The sequence below is a fragment of the Flavobacterium fluviale genome (assembly GCF_003312915.1).
In the GTDB taxonomy this organism is placed as follows: Bacteria; Bacteroidota; Bacteroidia; order Flavobacteriales; family Flavobacteriaceae; genus Flavobacterium; species Flavobacterium fluviale.
The window spans coordinates 3,237,134-3,258,000 of record NZ_CP030261.1 but is presented as its reverse complement, the minus strand read 5'-3'; the positions used below and the strand labels follow the sequence as shown (position 1 = coordinate 3,258,000).

General features: G+C 34.2%; 16 protein-coding genes. 12 read left to right on the top strand and 4 right to left on the bottom strand.

Going from position 1 to position 20,867, the window contains the following annotated elements; all coding sequences use genetic code 11:
• Positions 1-5 precede the first annotated feature (5 nt).
• Complete coding sequence (locus HYN86_RS14280) at positions 6-1,475, bottom strand: recombinase family protein (protein ID WP_113678644.1); 1,470 nt, start codon at positions 1,473-1,475, stop codon at positions 6-8.
• A gap of 664 nt (positions 1,476-2,139) precedes the next feature.
• On the opposite strand from HYN86_RS14280, the gene HYN86_RS14275 reads away from it, so the two are divergent.
• From HYN86_RS14275 to HYN86_RS14230, 10 genes are all read left to right on the top strand, one after another.
• Positions 2,140-4,140 carry an ATP-dependent nuclease gene (locus HYN86_RS14275; RefSeq protein ID WP_113678643.1) on the top strand — a complete coding sequence of 667 codons (2,001 nt, stop codon included), beginning with the start codon at positions 2,140-2,142 and terminating at the stop codon, positions 4,138-4,140.
• A gap of 2 nt (positions 4,141-4,142) precedes the next feature.
• Positions 4,143-5,945, top strand: coding sequence for a UvrD-helicase domain-containing protein (locus tag HYN86_RS14270; RefSeq protein WP_113678642.1), 1,803 nt, complete (start codon positions 4,143-4,145; stop codon positions 5,943-5,945).
• Between the two features lie 159 nt (positions 5,946-6,104).
• Positions 6,105-7,655, top strand: coding sequence for a hypothetical protein (locus tag HYN86_RS14265; protein ID WP_113678641.1), 1,551 nt, complete (start codon positions 6,105-6,107; stop codon positions 7,653-7,655).
• 16 nt (positions 7,656-7,671) lie between these two features.
• Entirely contained in the window at positions 7,672-8,871 is a 1,200-nt protein-coding gene (locus HYN86_RS14260; protein ID WP_113678640.1) for a hypothetical protein, read from the top strand.
• A gap of 102 nt (positions 8,872-8,973) precedes the next feature.
• The gene (locus tag HYN86_RS14255; protein ID WP_113678639.1) at positions 8,974-10,566 is read left to right on the top strand and encodes a hypothetical protein; all 1,593 of its coding nucleotides are present in this window, start codon (positions 8,974-8,976) and stop codon (positions 10,564-10,566) included.
• Entirely contained in the window at positions 10,563-12,227 is a 1,665-nt protein-coding gene (locus tag HYN86_RS14250) for a hypothetical protein (RefSeq protein ID WP_113678638.1), read from the top strand. Before HYN86_RS14255 ends, HYN86_RS14250 begins: the two co-directional genes overlap by 4 nt.
• A gap of 130 nt (positions 12,228-12,357) precedes the next feature.
• Positions 12,358-12,552, top strand: a complete 195-nt coding sequence (locus HYN86_RS14245; protein WP_113678637.1) for a hypothetical protein — start codon at positions 12,358-12,360, stop codon at positions 12,550-12,552.
• A 72-nt stretch (positions 12,553-12,624) separates the two neighbouring features.
• Positions 12,625-13,203 carry a hypothetical protein gene (locus tag HYN86_RS14240; RefSeq protein WP_113678636.1) on the top strand — a complete coding sequence of 193 codons (579 nt, stop codon included), beginning with the start codon at positions 12,625-12,627 and terminating at the stop codon, positions 13,201-13,203.
• A gap of 156 nt (positions 13,204-13,359) precedes the next feature.
• Positions 13,360-14,940 (top strand): HD domain-containing protein, encoded by a 1,581-nt coding sequence (locus HYN86_RS14235; protein WP_113678635.1) that lies wholly within the window; start codon positions 13,360-13,362, stop codon positions 14,938-14,940.
• 386 nt (positions 14,941-15,326) lie between these two features.
• Positions 15,327-15,797 (top strand): hypothetical protein, encoded by a 471-nt coding sequence (locus HYN86_RS14230; RefSeq protein WP_113679952.1) that lies wholly within the window; start codon positions 15,327-15,329, stop codon positions 15,795-15,797.
• Between the two features lie 624 nt (positions 15,798-16,421).
• Here HYN86_RS14230 and HYN86_RS14225 read toward each other — a convergent pair.
• The 3 genes from HYN86_RS14225 to HYN86_RS14215 all read right to left on the bottom strand — a co-directional run bounded on the left by HYN86_RS14225 (position 16,422) and on the right by HYN86_RS14215 (position 19,013).
• A complete protein-coding gene (locus HYN86_RS14225; RefSeq protein WP_113678634.1) occupies positions 16,422-17,585 on the bottom strand; it encodes a chromate transporter in 1,164 nt (387 codons plus the stop codon).
• 1 nt (position 17,586) lies between these two features.
• Positions 17,587-18,084, bottom strand: a complete 498-nt coding sequence (locus HYN86_RS14220) for a hypothetical protein (protein ID WP_071637747.1) — start codon at positions 18,082-18,084, stop codon at positions 17,587-17,589.
• Positions 18,085-18,146: 62 nt separating this feature from the next.
• On the bottom strand, positions 18,147-19,013 hold the full coding sequence (locus tag HYN86_RS14215; protein WP_071637746.1) for a chromate resistance protein ChrB domain-containing protein: 867 nt from the start codon (positions 19,011-19,013) through the stop codon (positions 18,147-18,149).
• Positions 19,014-19,607: 594 nt separating this feature from the next.
• On the opposite strand from HYN86_RS14215, the gene HYN86_RS14210 reads away from it, so the two are divergent.
• Together HYN86_RS14210 and HYN86_RS14205 are read left to right on the top strand one after the other, a co-directional pair.
• Positions 19,608-19,796, top strand: a complete 189-nt coding sequence (locus HYN86_RS14210) for a hypothetical protein (RefSeq protein WP_113678633.1) — start codon at positions 19,608-19,610, stop codon at positions 19,794-19,796.
• A gap of 240 nt (positions 19,797-20,036) precedes the next feature.
• Positions 20,037-20,855, top strand: a complete 819-nt coding sequence (locus tag HYN86_RS14205) for a hypothetical protein (RefSeq protein ID WP_162789382.1) — start codon at positions 20,037-20,039, stop codon at positions 20,853-20,855.
• Positions 20,856-20,867 lie beyond the last annotated feature (12 nt).

The following is a 20,867-nucleotide window of genomic DNA, read 5'->3' as shown; positions in this document are numbered from 1 at the left end:
TCCTATTAGTTTTTCTTTTTCTTTTTTTTTGATAGTATTTTTAAAAATGCTTGATTTAAATCCAAAGATAGATCTCCTGTTTTAAAATCAATATCGGTCGGCGGAATAAGATTTACAAGATGTCTTTTATCTGAAGTCTCAAATTCAGAAAATCTTTGAAAGATTTCAACTAATGCTCTTTCTTCTATCTGATTTTTTCTATCAATAGCTTTTAATTTAACAGTAATGTCACGTGCTTCCTTCTTAAGATTTTTGGTACTGACTTGATTCTCTTTTTTTAATTCGTTATAGTCATCAATTTTTAATATTCCAGCTATAAATAATTTTCTGCCTCGAGAAAGGGTCAGCTCCTCCTCATTTATTTTCCGCTCTAATACTTTTTGTGAGTATAAATAACTTGCTTTCTGTGTCCTTATATTCCGGTCTTCTAAAATGTCCTTAAATAATTTAATTGCACTACTTGAAAGTATCAATTGTTGAAGCTTATTTTGATAACAATCATTAAGGACGAACGCATTTATCCTTGTTTTACAACCACTATGACAATGATAATACGGATACGTTTTTGATCTTCCTTGTGACACACTTCCGCTAAGTTTTCGATTACAACCTGGGCAGGTTAAAAAACCTCTAAGAAAAAACATTGATTGTAAATCATCTCTTTTTGAAGTAGTTTTTCTTCTTGTATTAATAACGGACTGAATCTGATTAAACAAAGACTCAGATATCAATGGTTCGTGCAATGCTTTCACCATATGCTCTTCACCAGAATCTAATGTGACTGGTATAAGCCCACAATATACAGGATTATGTAAAATCCTAAAGAAGTGTGACCTTGAGCATACTAATCCTTTATCATTAACTATTTTAATTATTTCGGATATTTTATGATCGTTCTTGGCAACTTGATTAAAAGCCCATTTTATAATTTCGGCTTCAGGCTCTTTGGGAGCGATACCTTTTTTGCCATCTATTAATGTCAAATTAATAAATCCTAATGGTGCCTTACTGGGATGTCTGCCCATCAGCTTTGCCCGTCGCATACCATTTGCTGTGTTTTGGGCTCTCCGCGTATTTTCTGCTTCAGGAACAGCTAAATATACTGCCAGCATAACTGTACTTTCCGGCACAGAGAAATCAATTGGCTGATCAATAGCCTTTGCTGTTGTGTTATATTTCCGGAGCTTTCCAATCATTTCGTACGCATACTCAACATTACGACTGAATCGATCCCATTTGATAAATAATATATTTTTGTCTTCTCCTGAGGATTTCTTTTTGATTTCTGAAAACAATCGATTCCATTCCGGTCTATTGAAATTCTTTGCAGAGTAATCTTCGCGATAAATTCCTTTGACCTCGATATCATAATATTTGCAATATTTCAATAACCTGTCCTCCTGCTCCGGCAAAGAGTAACCTTTTCTTTTTTGTTCGTCCGTACTTACACGAACGTATAAATAGGCTGCCTTCATAGTAATTTATTGTATTTATTTGATTTACTGTTGAATGCTTTTAATATATGTGCTTATTAATAGTTGTATAAAATAAAACGCCATAAACAATAAAAAAAATATACAACACCTTTAAATTCAATAGCATATTTTTCTAAAAAAATAGCATTTTGTTTATGGATTTTATTTTCTAAACTTAGGCAAGCGTAACAAACATTAATTCTATTTTTAAATCTATAGTTCTAAAGTCACCATAACTATAACAATGCCGAGTTTGAAGATTGGCTTTAAAAGCTTAAGTCAGATTCTCACCAATTCTTAGGGAAATGTGAAAAAAAGAAAAACATCTATAGCAAAAATGATCAATCATTTACAATGCTGCATTTACTGATTATTTTACATCTTGAAAATCTCGTTAAATTCTGAAGGGATGCTGGAAGGATAAAGGAGTCAGTTATGCGCATGCAGAAGATGGCTGGCACTATCCTTTCAACCATTTTTATCTGTTTCAAGTGAAAACAGCACTTACTTGCAAATTTTAATTGTCATCATTTATAAAAACATAATGAACTAGGCAGAATCTAAAATGTAGAATGCTGTGGATTAAAAATTGACTTTACGGAAAACCGTAACAACTTAAAAACAATATTCGATATATTTAAGGCCTAAAACTAACCACCTAACCATGTATATTGAAAGACTATCAATCACAAAATTCAGGTCTATTGAACATTTGGATCTTGAATTTAATAAAGGAATAAATATTATTATTGGGGAAAATAATGCAGGCAAGAGCACTGTAATGGATGCTGTTCGGATTTGTTTAAGCTTGGGCAGGCAATGGAGAGACATTGGCATAAAAAACCCCGAGGATTTCTATATCAATAAAAAAATTATTTCTGATGTCCTGGAACCGATCGAGTTTTTAATGGATTTTAAAATTGAAGATGCCCAGGACAGAATTTTATTTCATTCGCTGCTCTGGCAAAATCCTAAAAATGCAAGCGACATTAAGTTAAGAATCCATTTTCGATACGAAATCGAAAAAGATGCTTTAGGGAACAATAAACTGAAATGGAAAGTTGTTGGCGGCGACAATGCAACCGTTGAAATATCTGAACTCCAGCAGATCTATTATTCTTATCTCGAGCCCCTAAGAAATGCGGAACAGGAGTTACGCCCTTACGCGGCGAACAACAAGGTAACATCGCTTTTCAGAGATTTGACCTCTTATGATAAACCTGATCCCGCCGGTACAAAAAAAATTCCGCTAACCGAAGTTAAAAAGAACGAGCTTTCGCAGGCACTTGAGAGCGTACTTAAAAACGATGACTGGACAGGGTTGATAAACACCGGGCAGCAGTTTATAAATGAGCATTTGGACAAAGCCGATATCAAGAAGAAAAGTTCGAAAATACATTTAAAACTATTAGAGTACAAATATGATAACATAGTAAAGGGATTTCTTACCCGCAAACCTGTATATTCGGATACGGTACTTGGAAAGGATATCCATCTTCAGAAATATTTTGATATCAGCCAAAATGGTTTGGGAGACAATAATATCATTCTGGCTTCTGCCGTATTGGGTGATCTTAAGAGCCGTAGAGATCAAAAAATTGAGCATTATTACGCCCTTCTTATTGAAGAACCTGAAGCGCATCTGCATCCGCAAAGGCAAAATACATTTTTCAATTATCTGAATACGCTTCAAGATCTCGGAGTGCAGATATTTATTACTTCACACTCCCCAACAATAGCGGCTAAATCAGATCTGGACAATCTACTGATCCTCCAAAAAAACACATCCAATAATACTGAGTTCTTCAGCACGAAAAACTCCAAACTCACCAAACCAAATAAGGCGTACCTGAGAAAATTTTTGGACGTAACCAAATCACAGCTCTTCTTCGCGAGCGGCTGCATTTTGGTCGAAGGAATCTCTGAAGCGCTGCTGCTTCCTGTTTTTGCGTCAATGATGGGACCGGATTATGATTTGGACAAAAACGGTATTGAAATTGTCAACATTAACGGCGTTGCATTTGAACCTTTTGCAAATCTTTTCAACAGCACAAAAGAAATTGAGAGATTGGCCACTTACTGCGCTATCATAACTGACGATGACAGAAGCATCATAAAAGCAGGAGATTTCATTAGCAAAGCTGAAACTATTGCAAAGGCACAGGCTCAAACAATTTTAAATGAGCTGAAAACTCTAAATTTGGTAGATCAAAATAATAGAGTTTTGAATTATAATCCCGCTGACTCCTTAAAAATTGCAGGTTATGAGTCTAAAGAAGCCTTTATAAAAAGTGTTCTAGCCGCTAAATTCAACAAATTCTCTGACCGGGCATTAAAAGCCCAAAAACTGGCTGGCAAAAATCTTCATGTGGAACTGGCGGAACACACTTTTGAATATGAACTTATAACCGAGTCTGATTTTAATGCTTCGCTTATTGCTGCTATTTATAATGGCATGCATTCTGCAAATTATGTTGATGCAAAATCCGATAAATTTTTGTTGGCTGCCGATATTCTTAAAAAGCTTAAATCCAATAAGGATAAGTCTGAGCTTGCCGAAAATCTTTCATACACCTTAGATGAAGATCCAGCAACTCGCAGGAATTTTTCCGTTCCCAATTATCTCCAAAATGCCGTTAGATGGGTAATTGACCAAAAAATTTAATTATGTACAGCAATTTATCTGAAGGGCAGAAAAAGATATTAAATTATGGTGAAGGAACTGTAGTAGTAAAAGCGTGCCCAGGAAGCGGAAAAACATTTTCAATTGCAGCGCGCATATCGCGGCTCCTTAAGGAAAATGGCAAAGACAAAAGAGGACTCTGCATCATATCTTTCACCAACATTGCCTGTCAGGAAATTGAAGACAAGCTGTCTAAGGTCTTTTTTACCCCAGTGCCATTAAAACATCCGCATTTTCTTGGTACAATTGACAGTTTTATAAATACCTTTATATTTCTGCCATTCGGGCATCTCATTATGGGCTGTGACTCAAGGCCGGAACTAGTTGGCGAACCTCATGGCGCGTGGAGTGTCAGAAGGGGTGAAAGAGATTACGACCAGTATTTTGACAAGACCACTTTTGACTCCAACGATCTGCTTACTCCGATTGCTCCCCATCAGGCGTTTAATTTTATCTGGAGCTATTTCAGAAAGGATGGAAATGTAAACGGAAACATCTTGGGGATTATAAGGTCTAAAAATGCATTATTCAAAAAAGGGTATGCCAACCAATCTGATGCCAATTACATTTCCCTAAAGGTGCTTCAAAAATATCCCGCAATTGCGCAGAATCTTGCTGAAAAATTTTCACACTTTCTTATTGACGAATGTCAGGATACAAATGATGTTCAGATGAAAATCATTGATTTGCTAAATCAAAATGGAGCTGGAAATATTATGCTTGTCGGAGATCGCGACCAGTCCATATTTGAGTGGAACCATGCCCATCCAGATTTATTTGATTTGAAATATTCCTTATGGGATAAAATACTTTTGGATGAAAACCGCAGAAGCTCGCAGCTGATCTGCAATTTCATAAAGAATCTATCTACTTTCGAAGATATAAAAGCGGTAAATGATAAAGTCAAAGATTCTGTGCTGAAACCATCCATTGAAATTTATATTTTGCCAAAGAAAAAAACAGCAAAAGACAAAACAATTATTACTTTTCAGGAAAGTGCGGAAAGTTTCAAGGAAATTTTAAAAAACTTCCTTCGGGAATGTGAGGCAAATAATATCTCGATTGACAAAGAAAATACGGCCGTTCTGTACAGAGGAACTGCTAGTTCAAAATATCTGGGTCTTACTTCGGATATTCATGATTTTGCAACATTGCCTTGGGTTATGAACCACTATCATGTGAAAAACATACTTAAAGGAAAACATATGTACGAAAACGCCTCATTCAGCAAAGGATATAAACTGATGGAAAAAGGGTATTTCGAGGCACTTAATCGTCCCCATGATAACCGCTTCTACTGCAGCTCGCAGTTTTTAGCAGACGTAATTTCAGTGGCAGGCATTAAAAATCATAGGAATGAAGTTTTTAAATTTATAAACGCTCTTCCAGAAACAAAGGATAAAACGATAGCTTTATGGATTAAAGAAGCGAATGATGCGTTGAAAAAGTCTTCAATTAATATTGAATTTGAAATTGAAGCACAATTTGGAAATGTAAATATTGACGATTATTTTGGTGAAGATTTAAATAGCGATCAGCTTTATCCATTCTATTTTGGCACCGTACACTCAGTGAAAGGCAAAACTTTTCAAGCTGTTTTGCTGCTGTTAGCAAAAAGGGCTGGCAAAAATTATGACACTATCATAAAATCGAATCCAAAGATTTTAAAGCCAAAAGATCTTGAGGAGCTTAGAATCGTTTATGTAGGCTTGTCAAGACCGCAGATTCTTTTAAAAATGGCTGTACCGGCATCAGATCATAAATTGTGGTATGATAAACTGAAATGATTATGCAAGTTATATACGGAAAATAAGTCGTTAATATTTTTCAGCGCAAACTTTGCAAAAGAATTTAAGAATCAGCTTTTCAATTAAGTTTTTGTGATTTTAAAATCGTAAATAATTGCCTTGAAATATTAATTAAAGTTATGATAAGTTTCAAAATGAATGTTTAAAAAGAACAAGCAGATGGGGCCAATGGAAAATATTAGTGCTTTAGAAATTATAGAATTACTCAGTGATACGAAGAAAATTTCCTCGACGACCGTCTATGGGACAAAGCTGATCGACCATAAAAACATAATAGGCACTTTAATTATACTTGATATAAATGTAAAGGAAACCGTCACATTCCTAAATTGCACATTTGAAGATATCATTATAGACCGAACGAGTTTCGAAGATTCCGTTGAATTCAAGCAATGCACTTTCGCAAAAGACTTTAGGATCATTTTCATAAAATCCCGCAATTTCAACTTGGAAAACTGCCAGTTTGAAAAAGCCTATATTATTCAATACTGCGTTATAGATTATCTTATTTTCCATAGAATCGAAGCCATTAATGGAATTATGATTGAAGGCGGACAGATAAGACTTCTCGACATTAAGCCCATAAACGAAAAAACAAGTTTTTCTTTTACTGGCATGTTTCTTCTTATTCATACGCTGTCCGTTATTTCACAATCCGGAATAACCACGTTTGCCAAAAGTTGCAGCATCAACATTATCAATTTGACGGGATACCTGAACCTAACGTCCAGATTAGATTTTACCCGAATCAAAAATAAAAAGATAGCGATCTACGAATTGAACAATAGCGGCAAAATATACTTTTCAAATATAATGCCTGTCGGAGTCCAAGGTTTTAAGGAAAACTCGCTGTCTCCACACATCGAGGCATACCGAAATTCCCCCCAGCCTGATGCGCGCGAGCTGCAGTTCATTTCTCAGATGGCTTTTCAAATGGGAGCCTTGCAGCTGCTTACCGGCAATTTTCCTCTATACGGTTTCCGTAAATTTATGGAAAGGCGTGACTGCACCGACTTTCTTATTTATTTGGATACATTTGAGACAAAGTTCCAAATACTTAACTCATCGCCTGGAATATTGGAGCTTAAATCCATACTATTTGACCAGTACCAGATTGAAATCATAAATTCTGACCTTTCGGCCGTCAAGCTCCTTCATGCAAAAATGCCTGATGTTAAGGCGAAGGGCGATTACCTGAATTATTACAACGTCTATAATGATTTGTATGCGGCCGCACTACGCCAGAACAACAGCAAGGATAAGACATATTATTATAAAATCGCGCAGAATTATCTTTCTAAGTATCTAAAGCAATCATCAAAAGTAAATGATGGCGACATCGGATCGCGTGCTGCAATTGCGGTATCGCAGCTTTACAGCGGCCATGGTACTGATTGGATAAGGGCTTGTATGGCAACCACAGGCATTGCTTTCCTATTTTTTATTTTTTTTACAGCTAGCCTTAAAGAGACAGTTGCGGATGCAAGCCTAAATGGCTTGGGCTATTTCTGCAAAGAATTGCTTCCTTTCTTTCCCCAGTTTATCAATCCGCTGCACAGGATTGATTTTATGTCTGAAGTAAGTGCTCTGGGCAAATGGACAGCGCTGTTTGATTTCCTTTCCAGAATATTTATCAGCATAGGAATATTTGAGATTGTCCGGTCTTTCAGAAAACATGTGAGGCCATAACACTAAAAAAGCAAAAATGAAATTTCAATACGAACCTATAGGAGACGAAATCGGCTTCCAAACATTCCTTAAAGATCTGTTTAACGCAGTCTATTCGACAGAAACTTTTGAGGAGTATGGCTCAAAAGGCAATAAACAGGATGGCATAGATATTTATAGCCCAAAGCTTAAGATCGGAATCCAGGCCAAAAAAAAAGATATCAACCGAAATAAAAAGACCGTTGTAAATGAGCTCTTAAATGAACTTGCGGAAACTTTAGAACAAATAAAGGATTTTCCATTTCCAATTGAACAGCTGTTTTTTGCAACAACCTTGAAAAAAGATATAACATTGCAGCAGGCATGCATTAATGCCAGCTTAACTGATGGAATAAACGTGACATTATTTTCATGGGATGACATTCAAAATCAGCTGCCGTACTGCCCTTCAGTAAGGAACAGGTATTTACCCCATTTGCAGCCGGCAAAAAAAAGAGATATCCAATTGTTTGAAAAAATCGAAAAACTGGAGAAAATGATCTTGAAAAATAATATTGTAAATCTTCCAGTTAAAAAACAGTTTCGCAATATACCGCACTGTGAAGTTCTATTTCCAATATTACCCGACGATCTTCAGAAATTGCTGATCCAAACCATGTTGAAGATAGCTTTATATGAGACATTCAAAGAAACAGTTTATAAGAAGTTCAGCAGTCTGATTTATTTTTCAAAGACTTATACCCAATTTTCTGACGGATCCGAGGGACCGGGTTTTCAAATCATTTCAGGCGAGGTAGTTTTTCTTTCTAAATGCAGCAGCCTGGTCAAAGAACTTCAAAATAATTCACCCAAATTTTGGGAACGCATTGAGAAATATGAAAACGATCTTAATTTCAGAAACACAAAATTTCGCATGGAGCTTCTAGGTTCTGAGGACCTGAATGCATATGAATTTGAAATCGACGGCCAGACGCAATCCTACAATATCAGAGCATTGCAATTTGTAAATCTTGATTATGACAATTTAAGCTCATTAAGCGCCGTTTTGCCATTTATCGCACGTATGACCAAACCAGTCATCAACATTATTGAGTTAGACAAAATCAAAAGCAATTCCGCTTTTATGAAACTGTTTTACCACTATTTAAACGAGAATTCGTTTAGGCCTACCCTACTTAAAATAAACGTAGATGATTTTGATGATTGGGATTATGAATATAAACCGCTAGACGACTAGGCTAAAAAAACCGAATGCCGAGTGATAGCTTACTGTCTAAACTATCATCGAAAACTATTTTTATCAAAATGCATTAAAACTTAAATTCAGCACGAAGAAATTATGAGTAAAATATTATCCAGTCTGGAAAACTCATTAAACACAAATGGGTTTAGGAATGAATACAGATCGTTATGCAGTAATCTGCATCAGGAAGATATTGATGTGGATCATTTTATAGTCCTCCTGCCAGACATATTTAGACAAATTGAAAAAAATGCCATGTCCTACCAAATCTTTGATGCGGTAAACAGGCTTTGTGAATTTCTGCCAGATAAAGGTTTGGAATTTTACAGTAAGCTTAAGATTCATGAAAATCCGCAATTGCAGAAGTTGATTCCGTCAGCTTTAACCGGAATAAGCAGGTCAGGGATAGCGTTCGATAAATTTAGGGAAACGGAATTTCTGCTAAAGAACGATTCACAGCCTCTAAAAAGCCAGGGATATGCTTTTCTGTCCACCCTTACAAAAGACGAGATAAAGCAAAGCGGCAATTTTAGGAACTTCATCATCAGTCTGGTCAAATCAGATATTGAAAGTAATAAAGCGCCAATCCATTTGCATATTGTTATGGCCTTGGGGAAACTTATCGACATAATACCTGAGGCAAGGGACTATTTCATTTTATTGTCAAAATCAGAGTCAGAGGATGTTAGATTTGAGATAACGCGGCTTCTCAGCTACGAATTGGACTACCAGACGGAATCTGGCCTATTTGCAGATATCCTATCCAATCTCATATCAGTTCCCCCTGCTCAGCATGCAGTTATAAACCAGTTAAACTATTCTGTTCTTCCGAAACTTATTGCGGCCAATCCTGAGGCTATTGAAAAATTCCTGAGAGAATGGCTGCTGGCTGATAGCGGCCGGGATGCGCAGATCATCAGTTTTAACGATACCATCGAACAGCTACACGAAGAAAATGAGGCCTATTTCCGAAAGATGATTACCATGTGGCTAAACAGCAATGAAACGGCATTGCATGCTGCTGTCAGCAAAATGCTGATGGAACTGCCGCACTACCAATTTGAAAATATGGAATTGGACGAAAGTTATCTTGCACAGCTGAGTTGTCTGGACATTCAATTTATCGTCATGAAAATTGTCGGTTACCTATACTTTAAAGAACTGATACGCTCATCGGTTTTCTCCATTCTGAAAGCTAGAATAGATGATGATCAATGTGTTGCTTTTATAAAGCATATTTTCAACGACTATGTGCTATTCAACTATCCCTCCACTGTAGAATATCTTGAGGAAGAAAGAAAAAGCTCTTCCAAGAAAGTACAGAAGGCAATAGATGAGATTATAGAACCCAATAAAAACTATTTTGAAAAAATAAATCAGCTGGATTTTATAAATGAATTCAATCCGTCCGAAAAAAGGCTTAAGCTATATAACAGTTTATACCACAAGGAATTCCAAAGCAAACATAAGTCTGTGTCCGAAGGCAAAAACTCTTTCCTAAGCATGTGCACAACCATACAGCTTAGGACCGGAAAAGGAATGTTTTCCAAATATCGGGGACAATACACGGGAAAAACAGAAATGGCAAAATTCCAATACAATGCAGAATTTCCGAGAGGGGAATATATAGATGCAATCGGCCAGGAAAAAATCAGGACTATTTACAGAAATTATAAAAGGGAAATATGAAATTCATTCTAAAAGAATATTTGGAGCTTCTGAAGGAAGACGGGGAATTGGATTCATTGCTATCTGACCTGCTTTTCAGCATGAATATCGTTCCCATTTCCAAACCGCAGAAGGGAAGGCAGTACGGGGTCGATATTTCTGCTATGGGCTTAGATAGCGATGGAATCAAAAAAGTATTTTTATTTGCCGTCAAACAAGGCAATATTACAAGAAACGTTTGGGACAGCAACCCGAATTCCATAAGGCAGACCTTAAATGAGGTCCTTGACGTATACATTCCCAAAATACTGACTAAAGGCCAAAGGGCACTGCCGAAAAAAATTATCGTAGCCACCAACGGAGTACTGGAACAGACGATTCAATTAAACTGGAACAGCTATATTGATGAGTACGCGCAGCCAGATAAAATTGAATTTGATTTTTGGGGCATTGATACTATTGCATCGCATATTGACGGACAGCTGCTAGCCGAGCAGCTTTTCCCAAGCGAATTCAAGATACTGCTGCGCAAGACTCTTGCCTTCATCGATTTGGCAGACTATGATTGCCATCATTACTACACCTTACTGGAAAAACTGTTTGAAAGCAAGGCCGATAAGAAAAAAAATGTTCTTAAGGTTCTGAGAATTGCACGGGTATGCTTCAGCATGGTCTTTAAATGGTCAAAAGATGCCGGAAATTTAAAACAGGCGGTTATCGCTTCCGAGAGGACTTTATTGTTGAGCTGGAATTGGATCCGTAAAAATGATCTATTGGAAAATGATTATGTTTTGGATGAATTTTATAACATCCACACCATAAAAATAAATATCGGACGCGAGTATTTTATTAAGACCAGGGAACATTTGTATGTCAAACATTCCCTGTTCAGATACTCCAGGAATCAGCTCGAATATTCATTGACCGTTTGGGAACAGATTGGCATACTCTGCACGATTGCTTTGACGGAAATTACAGAAGCACGGATGCATGCGATCATCAAAAATACAGACTATGCCAAAGTTTGCCAGTCAAATGTGAATGAATATGCAATAGGATTGAAATCTTTAATTGCTAATAATCCGCCTGCAAAATACCCGGAATATGACGAACATCTGATAGAGATCTCTTTAGCTTTGATACTCCTTGGAAAGGCAAATGAACTGGAATTTGCAAAAAATTGGATAGCCACTCTGGTTATTGGACTTAATGACAGCTACAGGCTGAAAGGATTTGTTCCATTGTTTAGGACCGATTACGAAGAACTGGCAGACATCCATTTGGGAAATAGCAGATCCGAAGCGAATTCGTCAATGCTTCTTCCCCTGCTGGCGGAATGGTCAGTAATATTAAAAGAGCCTGAACTTTATGAATTGGTAAAAAAACTAATAACTGAAAATTATCCAAATATTAATCTGCAGATCTGGTTTCCCGAATCCACTTCAGAAGATTTTCTATTCACAGACAATATGAGCCGAAAAAGCGGACATGCTAAGTGTTCCATTGAACTATATGATGATTTTGAAAAATACCGAGAGGAGATGCTGGAAGAAAAGACATTATTATGGGAAGAAAAAGACTTTTCGATCTTTGCCGGCCATTTCAGCTACCTTGGATATTTATCATCAAGACACTTTCGCTCCAATCTGCTGCCAGTTTACTGGAGAGAATTTTTAAGTTAAAAGAGCACTATAAACTTACAAAACAGTCAAAATAGCTTTCATATTATTTAAAGGCAGGAAGTATTATAAATTAAATGAATTATTTAAACATCTTCTGACACTTGCAATTTAAAGTCCAAAATAAAAGGCTTTGATACCTCATTATTGGAACAATTTAGAGCTGATTTCCAATGATGATGGAATTGAAGACATTTTCGTAAGAGGCTGGACAAGGTCCATTCAAGGTACAATGGGTTTTGGATTTACTCAAATTTTGACAAGACCCTCTAAAAGGCATCTTATCGATATAGTACAAGCTACAAATGAAACTCAAGGAAAAGGGTAAAATTAAAAATAGCATTAGGAAATTAGATACTTTTTTGGAAACAGCATACAGCAACAATACATAAAGAAAAGCATGAAAGAAACCATACAAGAGATCATTGGCGACCAAATTAATAAATTGAGCACTTATCTTGATGCTATCGAAAAAAATGGCCTGGAGGTCAAATCGATCGATATAGATAGCACTTACCTTGCTGAAAACTACAGGCAGACCCAGACGTTTTCAAAATGCACGGAATTAAAAAGCCTATATAACAGCCTGCCAAAAAACAAACCTGTCTTATATTGGTTCAGCTTCGAAAGGGAAAAATTGAATGATTACACATTGCAGCAGGCACTAGAAAGCATTAGCGGACATACTGGAGAAAGAAAAATTGCGGAAATACCGAAAATTCAAAGAAAATCCAGCGGAACGCTTTATGTGGGTAAAGTGAAAGATAAATTCCATTACAGATTTATCAATCATTTAGGGCATTCTGTAAATGGCAAGACTGGAAGCCTACAGCTGACATATTGGTACAACCCCTTACTGTATGGCAATCTAAAATTAAACTACATAGTTCTCGAAGAAGAAATGAAGACTCTAATTGGCATTCTTGAAATTGAACTAGCCAAAAAATTAAAACCCGTGTTGGGTTCGCATAAGAATTAGCATTTTCTTTTTTAATAATATAAAATCAAGTATAAACCCCCTCTCTCATCCCTAAAAAAGTTTATATTTTTACCCTAGAAAGTCCAAAAAAATGATGCAAAGTATATTTGGTAGAGTTTTTTAGATAATTGAGTTTTATAAGTCAAAAAGAATATTATGATTGACAATTACAGAGATAATTATTACGGAAGCATCCTAGATCCATTGCATGGTGATATTAAATTATCAGAAATCGAAAAATGGATAATAAAACAGCCTATTTTTACGCGGTTAAGAAGAGTAAAACAAAACACATTTTTGTATTATGTATTTCCTTCTGCAAACCATACAAGATTTGAACACTCCATAGGAGTAATGCATTTAGCAGGAAAAATATTTGATTCCTGTAAGGAAAATTTTGCCACGGGACAGAAGAAAAAAGAAAAATATTCCATAAAAGGCGAAACTAGTTTCTTTAATCTAAATAATTTAGATGAACGAGAAGAAATCTATTATCAAGAACTAAGGCTGGCTGCACTTCTTCACGATATCGGCCATGGCCCTTTATCCCATCTTTTTGATGAATTTGCAATAAGTAAGGATGCTTTTTTAAAGATTGTAAATCTCTCTTCAGTGCTTCAAAACTACTACATTGGATTCGAAAAGCTTATTATAGCCAACAATAATAAAGTGGAACATGAAATTATATCATGTGCATTTGTCTTTATTTTGATTGATGAATTAAAAAATGAAAACATAAATGATGTAGATAAATTTTCACCTTCAGCTAAGGTTATCATTGAGAATTTAAAGGCTGAAAGGATAGTAAAACTGATTGAGCCTGATTTTGAAAATCTACTAGAGCTTACAGATTCAAAAGATAATAATTATACCTCTTTCTTTTCCCGGATAATCACATCTTTTCCAATTGATGCTGATAGAATGGATTACCTTTTAAGGGATAGTTATTTTTCAGGAGTAACCTACGGTATTTATGATATCAATAGGATTTTCGCCTCCTTCATGGCAACTATCGATTCTGACAAAAATGTATGTTTAGCTTATAAAGAAAGTGGATTGGACTCAATGCTGAGATTTATCCAATCCAGATCTCATTTATACAATCAGGTGTATTTTCATAAGACAAATAGATCAGCTAATTCAATGCTGGCCTATGCAAGTACCTCGAGCAAAAAAAGGGGAACAAAACTCTTGGACAAAAAGAAAACAATACAGTCTTTAATGGATTTTTATATTAGAAACAGTGATGAAGTTTTTTTAAATTACACTGTTAAAAAAGAGGTAAGCGTAGAAGAAGTCGAAAAAGAAGTTTTAGAAGATTTATTGAAGAGAAAATTATTCAAAAGGGTCTATCAGGTAAAAATCATACTCACTAAAGATAAGTTCGGTGACTTTGATAAAATAAAAAGTTTAAAGGAAAATATTAATAAAAAACTAACTCAACTGGTTTCCAACAAGATATATGCAACAACAGATATTTATCAAAACAAGACTTTTAAGGATTCGGATCTAAAATGTATTTTGATAGCACAAAAAAGTAGCGGCAAATATGATTTTAAATCGAAATGGGAAAATGTCAATAAAGAGTTTTCGTTCATGAATATGAATGTCGTAATGGTAAGAATCTATTTGAGAAGAACATTCATAAGTTCGAGTGATTTTGAACAAAAAAAGAAGATAATTTTAGATAGCGTTTCTGCAGAAATTTATGAATTGGAAAAGTATGCAAATGCATGATTACATATTTAAAATTCTAAAAAAAAGGTATTCAAGTTTTAGAAAGCTTGAACTGCAAAGAAATATTTCTCCAATGAAAACCTTTTCGACAGGGAATAAATACAGAAGACAATATGAGTAAGTATTTTAATTTTGTAGAAGTTAAAAGTACATTTTTAGATTGTATGACTAGGTACAGAAGGATATAATGATGAAAAAAGTATTAGTAATTGATTTATAAAAGTATATTTACGGTAGAATACGTTGCATATGAAACAGCAACTTTTCTAGATTCGCCAACACGCTCATGACAAACAAAATATAAGCTAGTTAGAAATCCAGACCTGTTGATTAATTTTCGTTTACCAATGATATTCACAAATTAAATTCTAAATAGATAAATGGTTATGGTATTTACTTCATCAAATATTGGAAAGTACTCAGGCAAAACACTACCTCAGATTGTATTCTCTGATTTGGATTATTTCATTTGGTCTTTTGAAAAAAATATTTTTAAAACGCCACCTCTTAAACAGGAAGCTCAATACATTTATGAAAGGATAAAAAATATTAAAATTCCTAAGGAAAGTCATGAAGAATACGAAGTGGAATACCTTATTCACCCTCCGACCGGTAAATTTGGCCATTTCGAGCTGGTACACAAATCTACACCTTTACATAAAGGTGGAAGCCCTGCATCGAGATCCCAAAATATAGATTTAACTCGTTCTAGATCGATTAAAGAATATGATAAGCTAGGCTCCAGTACTATGATAGATTGCTTAAAATACTACTATTTCGGAGACCGCAGCTATCGAATGACAAAAAAAAGGTGTGAGGATTTTTTCGGTGAGAATTCAAACTTCATTTTAGCATAACAACATTAAATATGAATTCTAGATTTAATCATTAATTGGCAAAAGCTCCGCATTAATTTATAAGCTCTGTATTTTATATGAATAATCCCAGAGCTATTATTTAAGTATACTAAAAACTGAGTTGGATACTTCGTTTAAATATCAAGTTATCTGTTCTGACTTAATTATCGTATAATTTATTTTTTAAATTAAAACATTCTTATTGTTTAACATGTTTTAACATTTAACCGCTGCGATACATACAAACCGCTCTCGATTAAAAATTCAAAATAATTATCTTACAAATTAACTTGAAAATAGGCTAATTTCTTTAAATCATTCATAAAATGGTTTGTAAATTGTTCAGTAAGGGTCACTCTTAAAAAAAGTTAAAACGAGAGTTTTAGCTTTTTTTTTTGGCCATTTTGGTACTATTTAACCATATTTTACATCGAAAAATTAAGCGGTTTGTAAATTTGTAGAGTTAACTCTACAGGATACAAACCGTTCTAAAGTACTATAAACATTAAGATTAAAAAAAATCTTATTTTATATTAACAATAATTTTAGTTTATCTAAAAAATAAGTGGAAGGGAGAAATTATCATAAAGAAAGTTTAAAAAATGCTTAATGTCGAAATGCATCCTATATTAGCTTGATGATTACCCCCACAATGCCAGCTGCTAAAATAAGGTAAGGCTCCTTGACTTTTTTGTAAAAAAGTAAAACTAAAATAGTTATTGCAGCAATTAGTGATGAAGGGACATCTATAATACTTCTTTTTGCTATAATAATTACAGAACCGACCAATGCACCCACAACTACAGCAGTAATTCCTTCGACAAATGCCTTGACTGATTTATTTTCTGCAATTTTTTTAAAATATGGTGCCAAAAGAATCGTAAACAAATAGCAAGGTAAAAATGTTGCTAAAGCCGCAACAACTGCTCCTAGAAAACCATCAACTAAATATCCAATAAACCCAACTGTTATTACAACTGGCCCCGGTGTGATCATAGCGACTGCAACTGAATCTAAAAACTGTTGCTCGGTTAGCCATTGATTTTCCAATACAACTCCGGAATGCAGAAAAGGAACAATTGCCAGTCCGCTGCCAAAAACAAATGTCCCTGCTTTGGCAAAGAAAATACCCAATTTTAATAAATTAGATTCTTCAAAATCCCATACGACCATCTGAAAAATTATAATAAAATTTGTTGTCTTTGAATTCCACCAATTAGGAGGAGCTTTTATAATCATATACAAAAGTCCGGCAGCGATAAAGAGTAGTACATGTTCTTTTTCTGTTATGAATGTTACTGTAACCGCCAGAATAAAAAATAGCCACAACAGCCATTTTGATTTAAGAGAATTAAAGCTGAACTCACCTACCGATTTTAATGTAAGCTTATACGAACTGAGCGCAATAATACCAACAACTGTGGCGCCAACACCATAAAAAACGGCTTGTATCCATGATAAACCTCCAAATATTTTATAAATAATTCCTAACAAGATTACCATTATAAACGATGGAAGTATAAAAGCAAAACCAACTAAGGTTGCGCCTAAAAATCCATAATGAACAAAACCCAAATAAATTCCTAATTGCGCTGCGAGCGGACCGGGTGCTAACTGGGCTAAAGCCAAACCCTGCTTGTATTCTTCTTCTGAAACCCATTTACGGTTTTCGACCAAATCTTTATACATATAACCTACTAATGCAACAGGGCCGCCAAAACCTGTCGTACCAAGTTTAAGAAAATATAGGGTTATTTGCTTTAAGCTGTATACTGGATTCGTTTGCATCTTAAAAAGCTATTCCAAATTGAAAGCCTACTGTAAAAGTAGCTGTATGATCATTGCCGAATCGAACCGGAAGCGGTACAGCTGCATAATAGCTGCATGTTTTATTTTTGATTATGGTTTTGTTAAATACAGGTGTAAAGCCATATCTTCCACCCGATTCAAAAGCGACGCGGCCAGCAAAGGAATATCCTTTACCCAAAGCCACCAGAACTCCTGGATGGAAGGTCAGATTTGTTACCTTACTTGATCCGTTATCATCTTTTATATTGGGAACTATTTCTAAAGAAAATCCGATCTTTTCACTTTTCCAAATGTTGATTCCTGTTGGAAATCCAACGGCATAATAATCTCTGAAATTTACATTGGTTTCATCACCACTAATTGTAACTATAGGATGCATTACACCAAAATAACCTGTTATTTTCGGATATGTAGTTTGTGAAAAAGCAGCTGAAACAGATGTAAATAAGGCACATAAAAGAGTAAATTTGAAATACATTTTTTTGTTTTTTTTAGAATTAAAAACAAAACTAAAAGTATTGATTCTCAAAAAATAGAACCTTATTTACCTTTTGTATCTGAATTACTTTTCTGTATTTTTTTTCGATAAGAGGATGGATTTTTGCCCGTATGAAGCTTGAAAATTCTAGTAAAATGACTTTGATCTGAGAAACCAGTCATATACGCGATTTCTGTTAATGAATAAGTCGAATTTTCAATCAGATTTATCGCTTTTTCAATACGGAGTTTTCTAACATATTCTCCAAAATTCAAATCTTCAAAATATTTGGAGAATTCTCTTGACAGATAAGACGGATTCAAATCAAGGTCGTTTGAAATTTTCTTTAAATCAAAAGCAAACTGAGCGTCAATTTGATCCTGAATAATTTCTTTTAAATCCTTAACCCAGGATGGTGTTTTATTGGCAGATTTTTTTTCTTTTAAAAACTTATTATAAACTTCATGCAGTAAATTCTCAAAAGGACTGTTTTGCAGATGATTCTGCTTATACAAATGCGTTGCCCAACTGTATAAAGCGTCATAAATTACCATTCCTGATTCCAATAATTTATGATCATCCTGAATATTATAAGAAAGTCCAGCAGAAACAGCCCAAAGCCCCGCCGCTTCTTTAGCAATATCATGTCTGTCTGTATCAGCCCCACGAACAATATCTGCTATAATTGAAATAGCAGGATCGTTAATCTTATGTTTTTTTATAATAAAATCAAAAGTACATTGCTCATTGTAATGTGTATATTCAACATCGGGAATATCAAACGGAATAGCACTCAGTTCTTTGGCTTTCGCCAAAACAATATTATACGGAACATAAATAAATTCTGCATCCTTATCCACAAATCTCTTAATCAGCCACGGACATGCGATTCGGTCTATCTTAGGTCTTTCTCTGGTAATCCATTTCATTTGCAATAATTTCTGTATTGAAAAAAATCTGTTTCAAATCGAATGCTAATCTACATTTATTTTATTATGTTTCAAAAATGATCATGATGAAGTCTAATATAGATTTGATTTATTAATTATATTGTTGACACTAAATTTTGATTAGAATAATATGATAAAAACAAATTAAATTTAGCACTCAAAATTTCTTGAGATACAATTAATTTTTAGATGTAAATCTTCAACTAAAAGTTCTTAATCACAAGAATTAACAAATTTTAAGTTTTTACCCTTACTTAACATACAAACCGCTTCTAATTAAAAAACTTAAATAATTATCTTAGAAATCAATAGAAAAATAGGCTAATTTCTTCAAATCATTCATAAAATGGTTTGTAAATTGTTCAGTAAGGGTCACTCTTAAAAAAAGTTAAAACGAAAGTTTTAGCTTTTTTTTTGGTCTCTTCGGTTCTATTTAACCATATTTTACATCGAAAAAGTACGCGGTTTGTAAATCTGTAGATTTAACCCTACTTGATTCAAACCGTTTCAAAACCCTGTAAATATTACACTTACAGAAATTCCGTATCTTTATATTAACAATAATTTAAGTTTATGGAATCTGAAGAAGAAAAGGTTAAAGGAAAAATTACACCCCACGAGGCTCTAAAAATACTTAATGGTGAAGGAATGAATGTTACTTTGGAAGAAGCTACAGAAATTTTGAATTTTCTAAAATTCATTGCAAACGCAATAGTAAAAAAGTTTTTAAACGAAAATGAAGAAAATTCTTCATCACAATAAAGCTATCAAATTTAGAAAATGATGTTTAATTTCATCATTACTTAAATCTTCCCCGCAAATATGTGTGATTCTTAATTGTTACTCAACAGTGATTAAAAAATGCTTTATTTCTCTTTTAAAAATACGGGTATAAATACGTTATTTTAATTTCATCAATACTTCTATTTTTACCTCCTATCACCAAAAAAGGTTATAAGATCAATTTATCTGATGCGATCATTAATTAAAAAAAATGGAAAAATGGAAAAAAATATACGTTACAGCATAGAGGTCGATTCTAAATTTCACATTGAAAATTTTTTAGGAAATAACAATAATACCAACCATTCCTTTTTTTGGATGGAAGATCATGATCACGGAGGGAGGCAATTTTTTTTTACATCATCATTGATTTCTGATATGACTTCGTCAACCGAAATAATATACACAGCTTCTCAAATTATTGCAATTTTTCAAGGCATCTATACTTTACTAGATCGTAATAGGAATGGCAGTAATTATTTTACAATACGAAATATCTATGATATTGATTCAAAGCGATTTCTTGAAAAAGTACAAAGTACAGAAATTTATAAAATTGATGTTGATTTTTCTGTGATCGTTGACTCAGATGAAAATAAACCAAGTAATCCGATTTATATTCTATTCGAGCAAATATGCAAAAATCCCTTTCTAACTAATCTTTTTTTCCTTCTTTCAAATAAAGTTGATTATAGAATGCTTTATATAATTTATGATGATATCAGGTATTATTTAAAAACAATTGATGATAAAACTTTTTTGACTCCTTATAAAACTCCTCTAAATGACTTTACACATACCGCCAACAACTACGAAGTTCTTGGTTTTTATGCTAGGCACGGAAGGACCGGTCATCAGCCTCCAAGCTCACCCATGAGCCTGGAAAATTCAAAAAATTTAATTTTTGATATTATTGGCAGCTTAATAAATTCAAAATTTAATATCACATTACCTGAATTTTGGGGTATGCTTTATGTGGATTTCTCTTCAGTAGATCTAACACAACTGCAAGATGTTTTAAAAAATTCTAAATCATAATAATTGCTTATC

What these genes read in the sequence shown, in the direction of transcription:
- HYN86_RS14215 (WP_071637746.1), bottom strand. Translation starts at nt 19,013, where the DNA reads ATGAAATGGATTACCAGAGAAAGACCTAAGATAGACCGAATCGCATGT.
- HYN86_RS14230 (WP_113679952.1), top strand. Translation starts at nt 15,327, where the DNA reads ATGGTATTTACTTCATCAAATATTGGAAAGTACTCAGGCAAAACACTA.
- HYN86_RS14260 (WP_113678640.1), top strand. Translation starts at nt 7,672, where the DNA reads ATGAAATTTCAATACGAACCTATAGGAGACGAAATCGGCTTCCAAACA.
- HYN86_RS14205 (WP_162789382.1), top strand. Translation starts at nt 20,037, where the DNA reads ATGGAAAAAAATATACGTTACAGCATAGAGGTCGATTCTAAATTTCAC.
- HYN86_RS14210 (WP_113678633.1), top strand. Translation starts at nt 19,608, where the DNA reads ATGGAATCTGAAGAAGAAAAGGTTAAAGGAAAAATTACACCCCACGAG.
- HYN86_RS14265 (WP_113678641.1), top strand. Translation starts at nt 6,105, where the DNA reads ATGTTTAAAAAGAACAAGCAGATGGGGCCAATGGAAAATATTAGTGCT.
- HYN86_RS14240 (WP_113678636.1), top strand. Translation starts at nt 12,625, where the DNA reads ATGAAAGAAACCATACAAGAGATCATTGGCGACCAAATTAATAAATTG.
- HYN86_RS14225 (WP_113678634.1), bottom strand. Translation starts at nt 17,585, where the DNA reads ATGCAAACGAATCCAGTATACAGCTTAAAGCAAATAACCCTATATTTT.
- HYN86_RS14280 (WP_113678644.1), bottom strand. Translation starts at nt 1,475, where the DNA reads ATGAAGGCAGCCTATTTATACGTTCGTGTAAGTACGGACGAACAAAAA.
- HYN86_RS14250 (WP_113678638.1), top strand. Translation starts at nt 10,563, where the DNA reads ATGAAATTCATTCTAAAAGAATATTTGGAGCTTCTGAAGGAAGACGGG.
- HYN86_RS14220 (WP_071637747.1), bottom strand. Translation starts at nt 18,084, where the DNA reads ATGTATTTCAAATTTACTCTTTTATGTGCCTTATTTACATCTGTTTCA.
- HYN86_RS14235 (WP_113678635.1), top strand. Translation starts at nt 13,360, where the DNA reads ATGATTGACAATTACAGAGATAATTATTACGGAAGCATCCTAGATCCA.
- HYN86_RS14255 (WP_113678639.1), top strand. Translation starts at nt 8,974, where the DNA reads ATGAGTAAAATATTATCCAGTCTGGAAAACTCATTAAACACAAATGGG.
- HYN86_RS14270 (WP_113678642.1), top strand. Translation starts at nt 4,143, where the DNA reads ATGTACAGCAATTTATCTGAAGGGCAGAAAAAGATATTAAATTATGGT.
- HYN86_RS14275 (WP_113678643.1), top strand. Translation starts at nt 2,140, where the DNA reads ATGTATATTGAAAGACTATCAATCACAAAATTCAGGTCTATTGAACAT.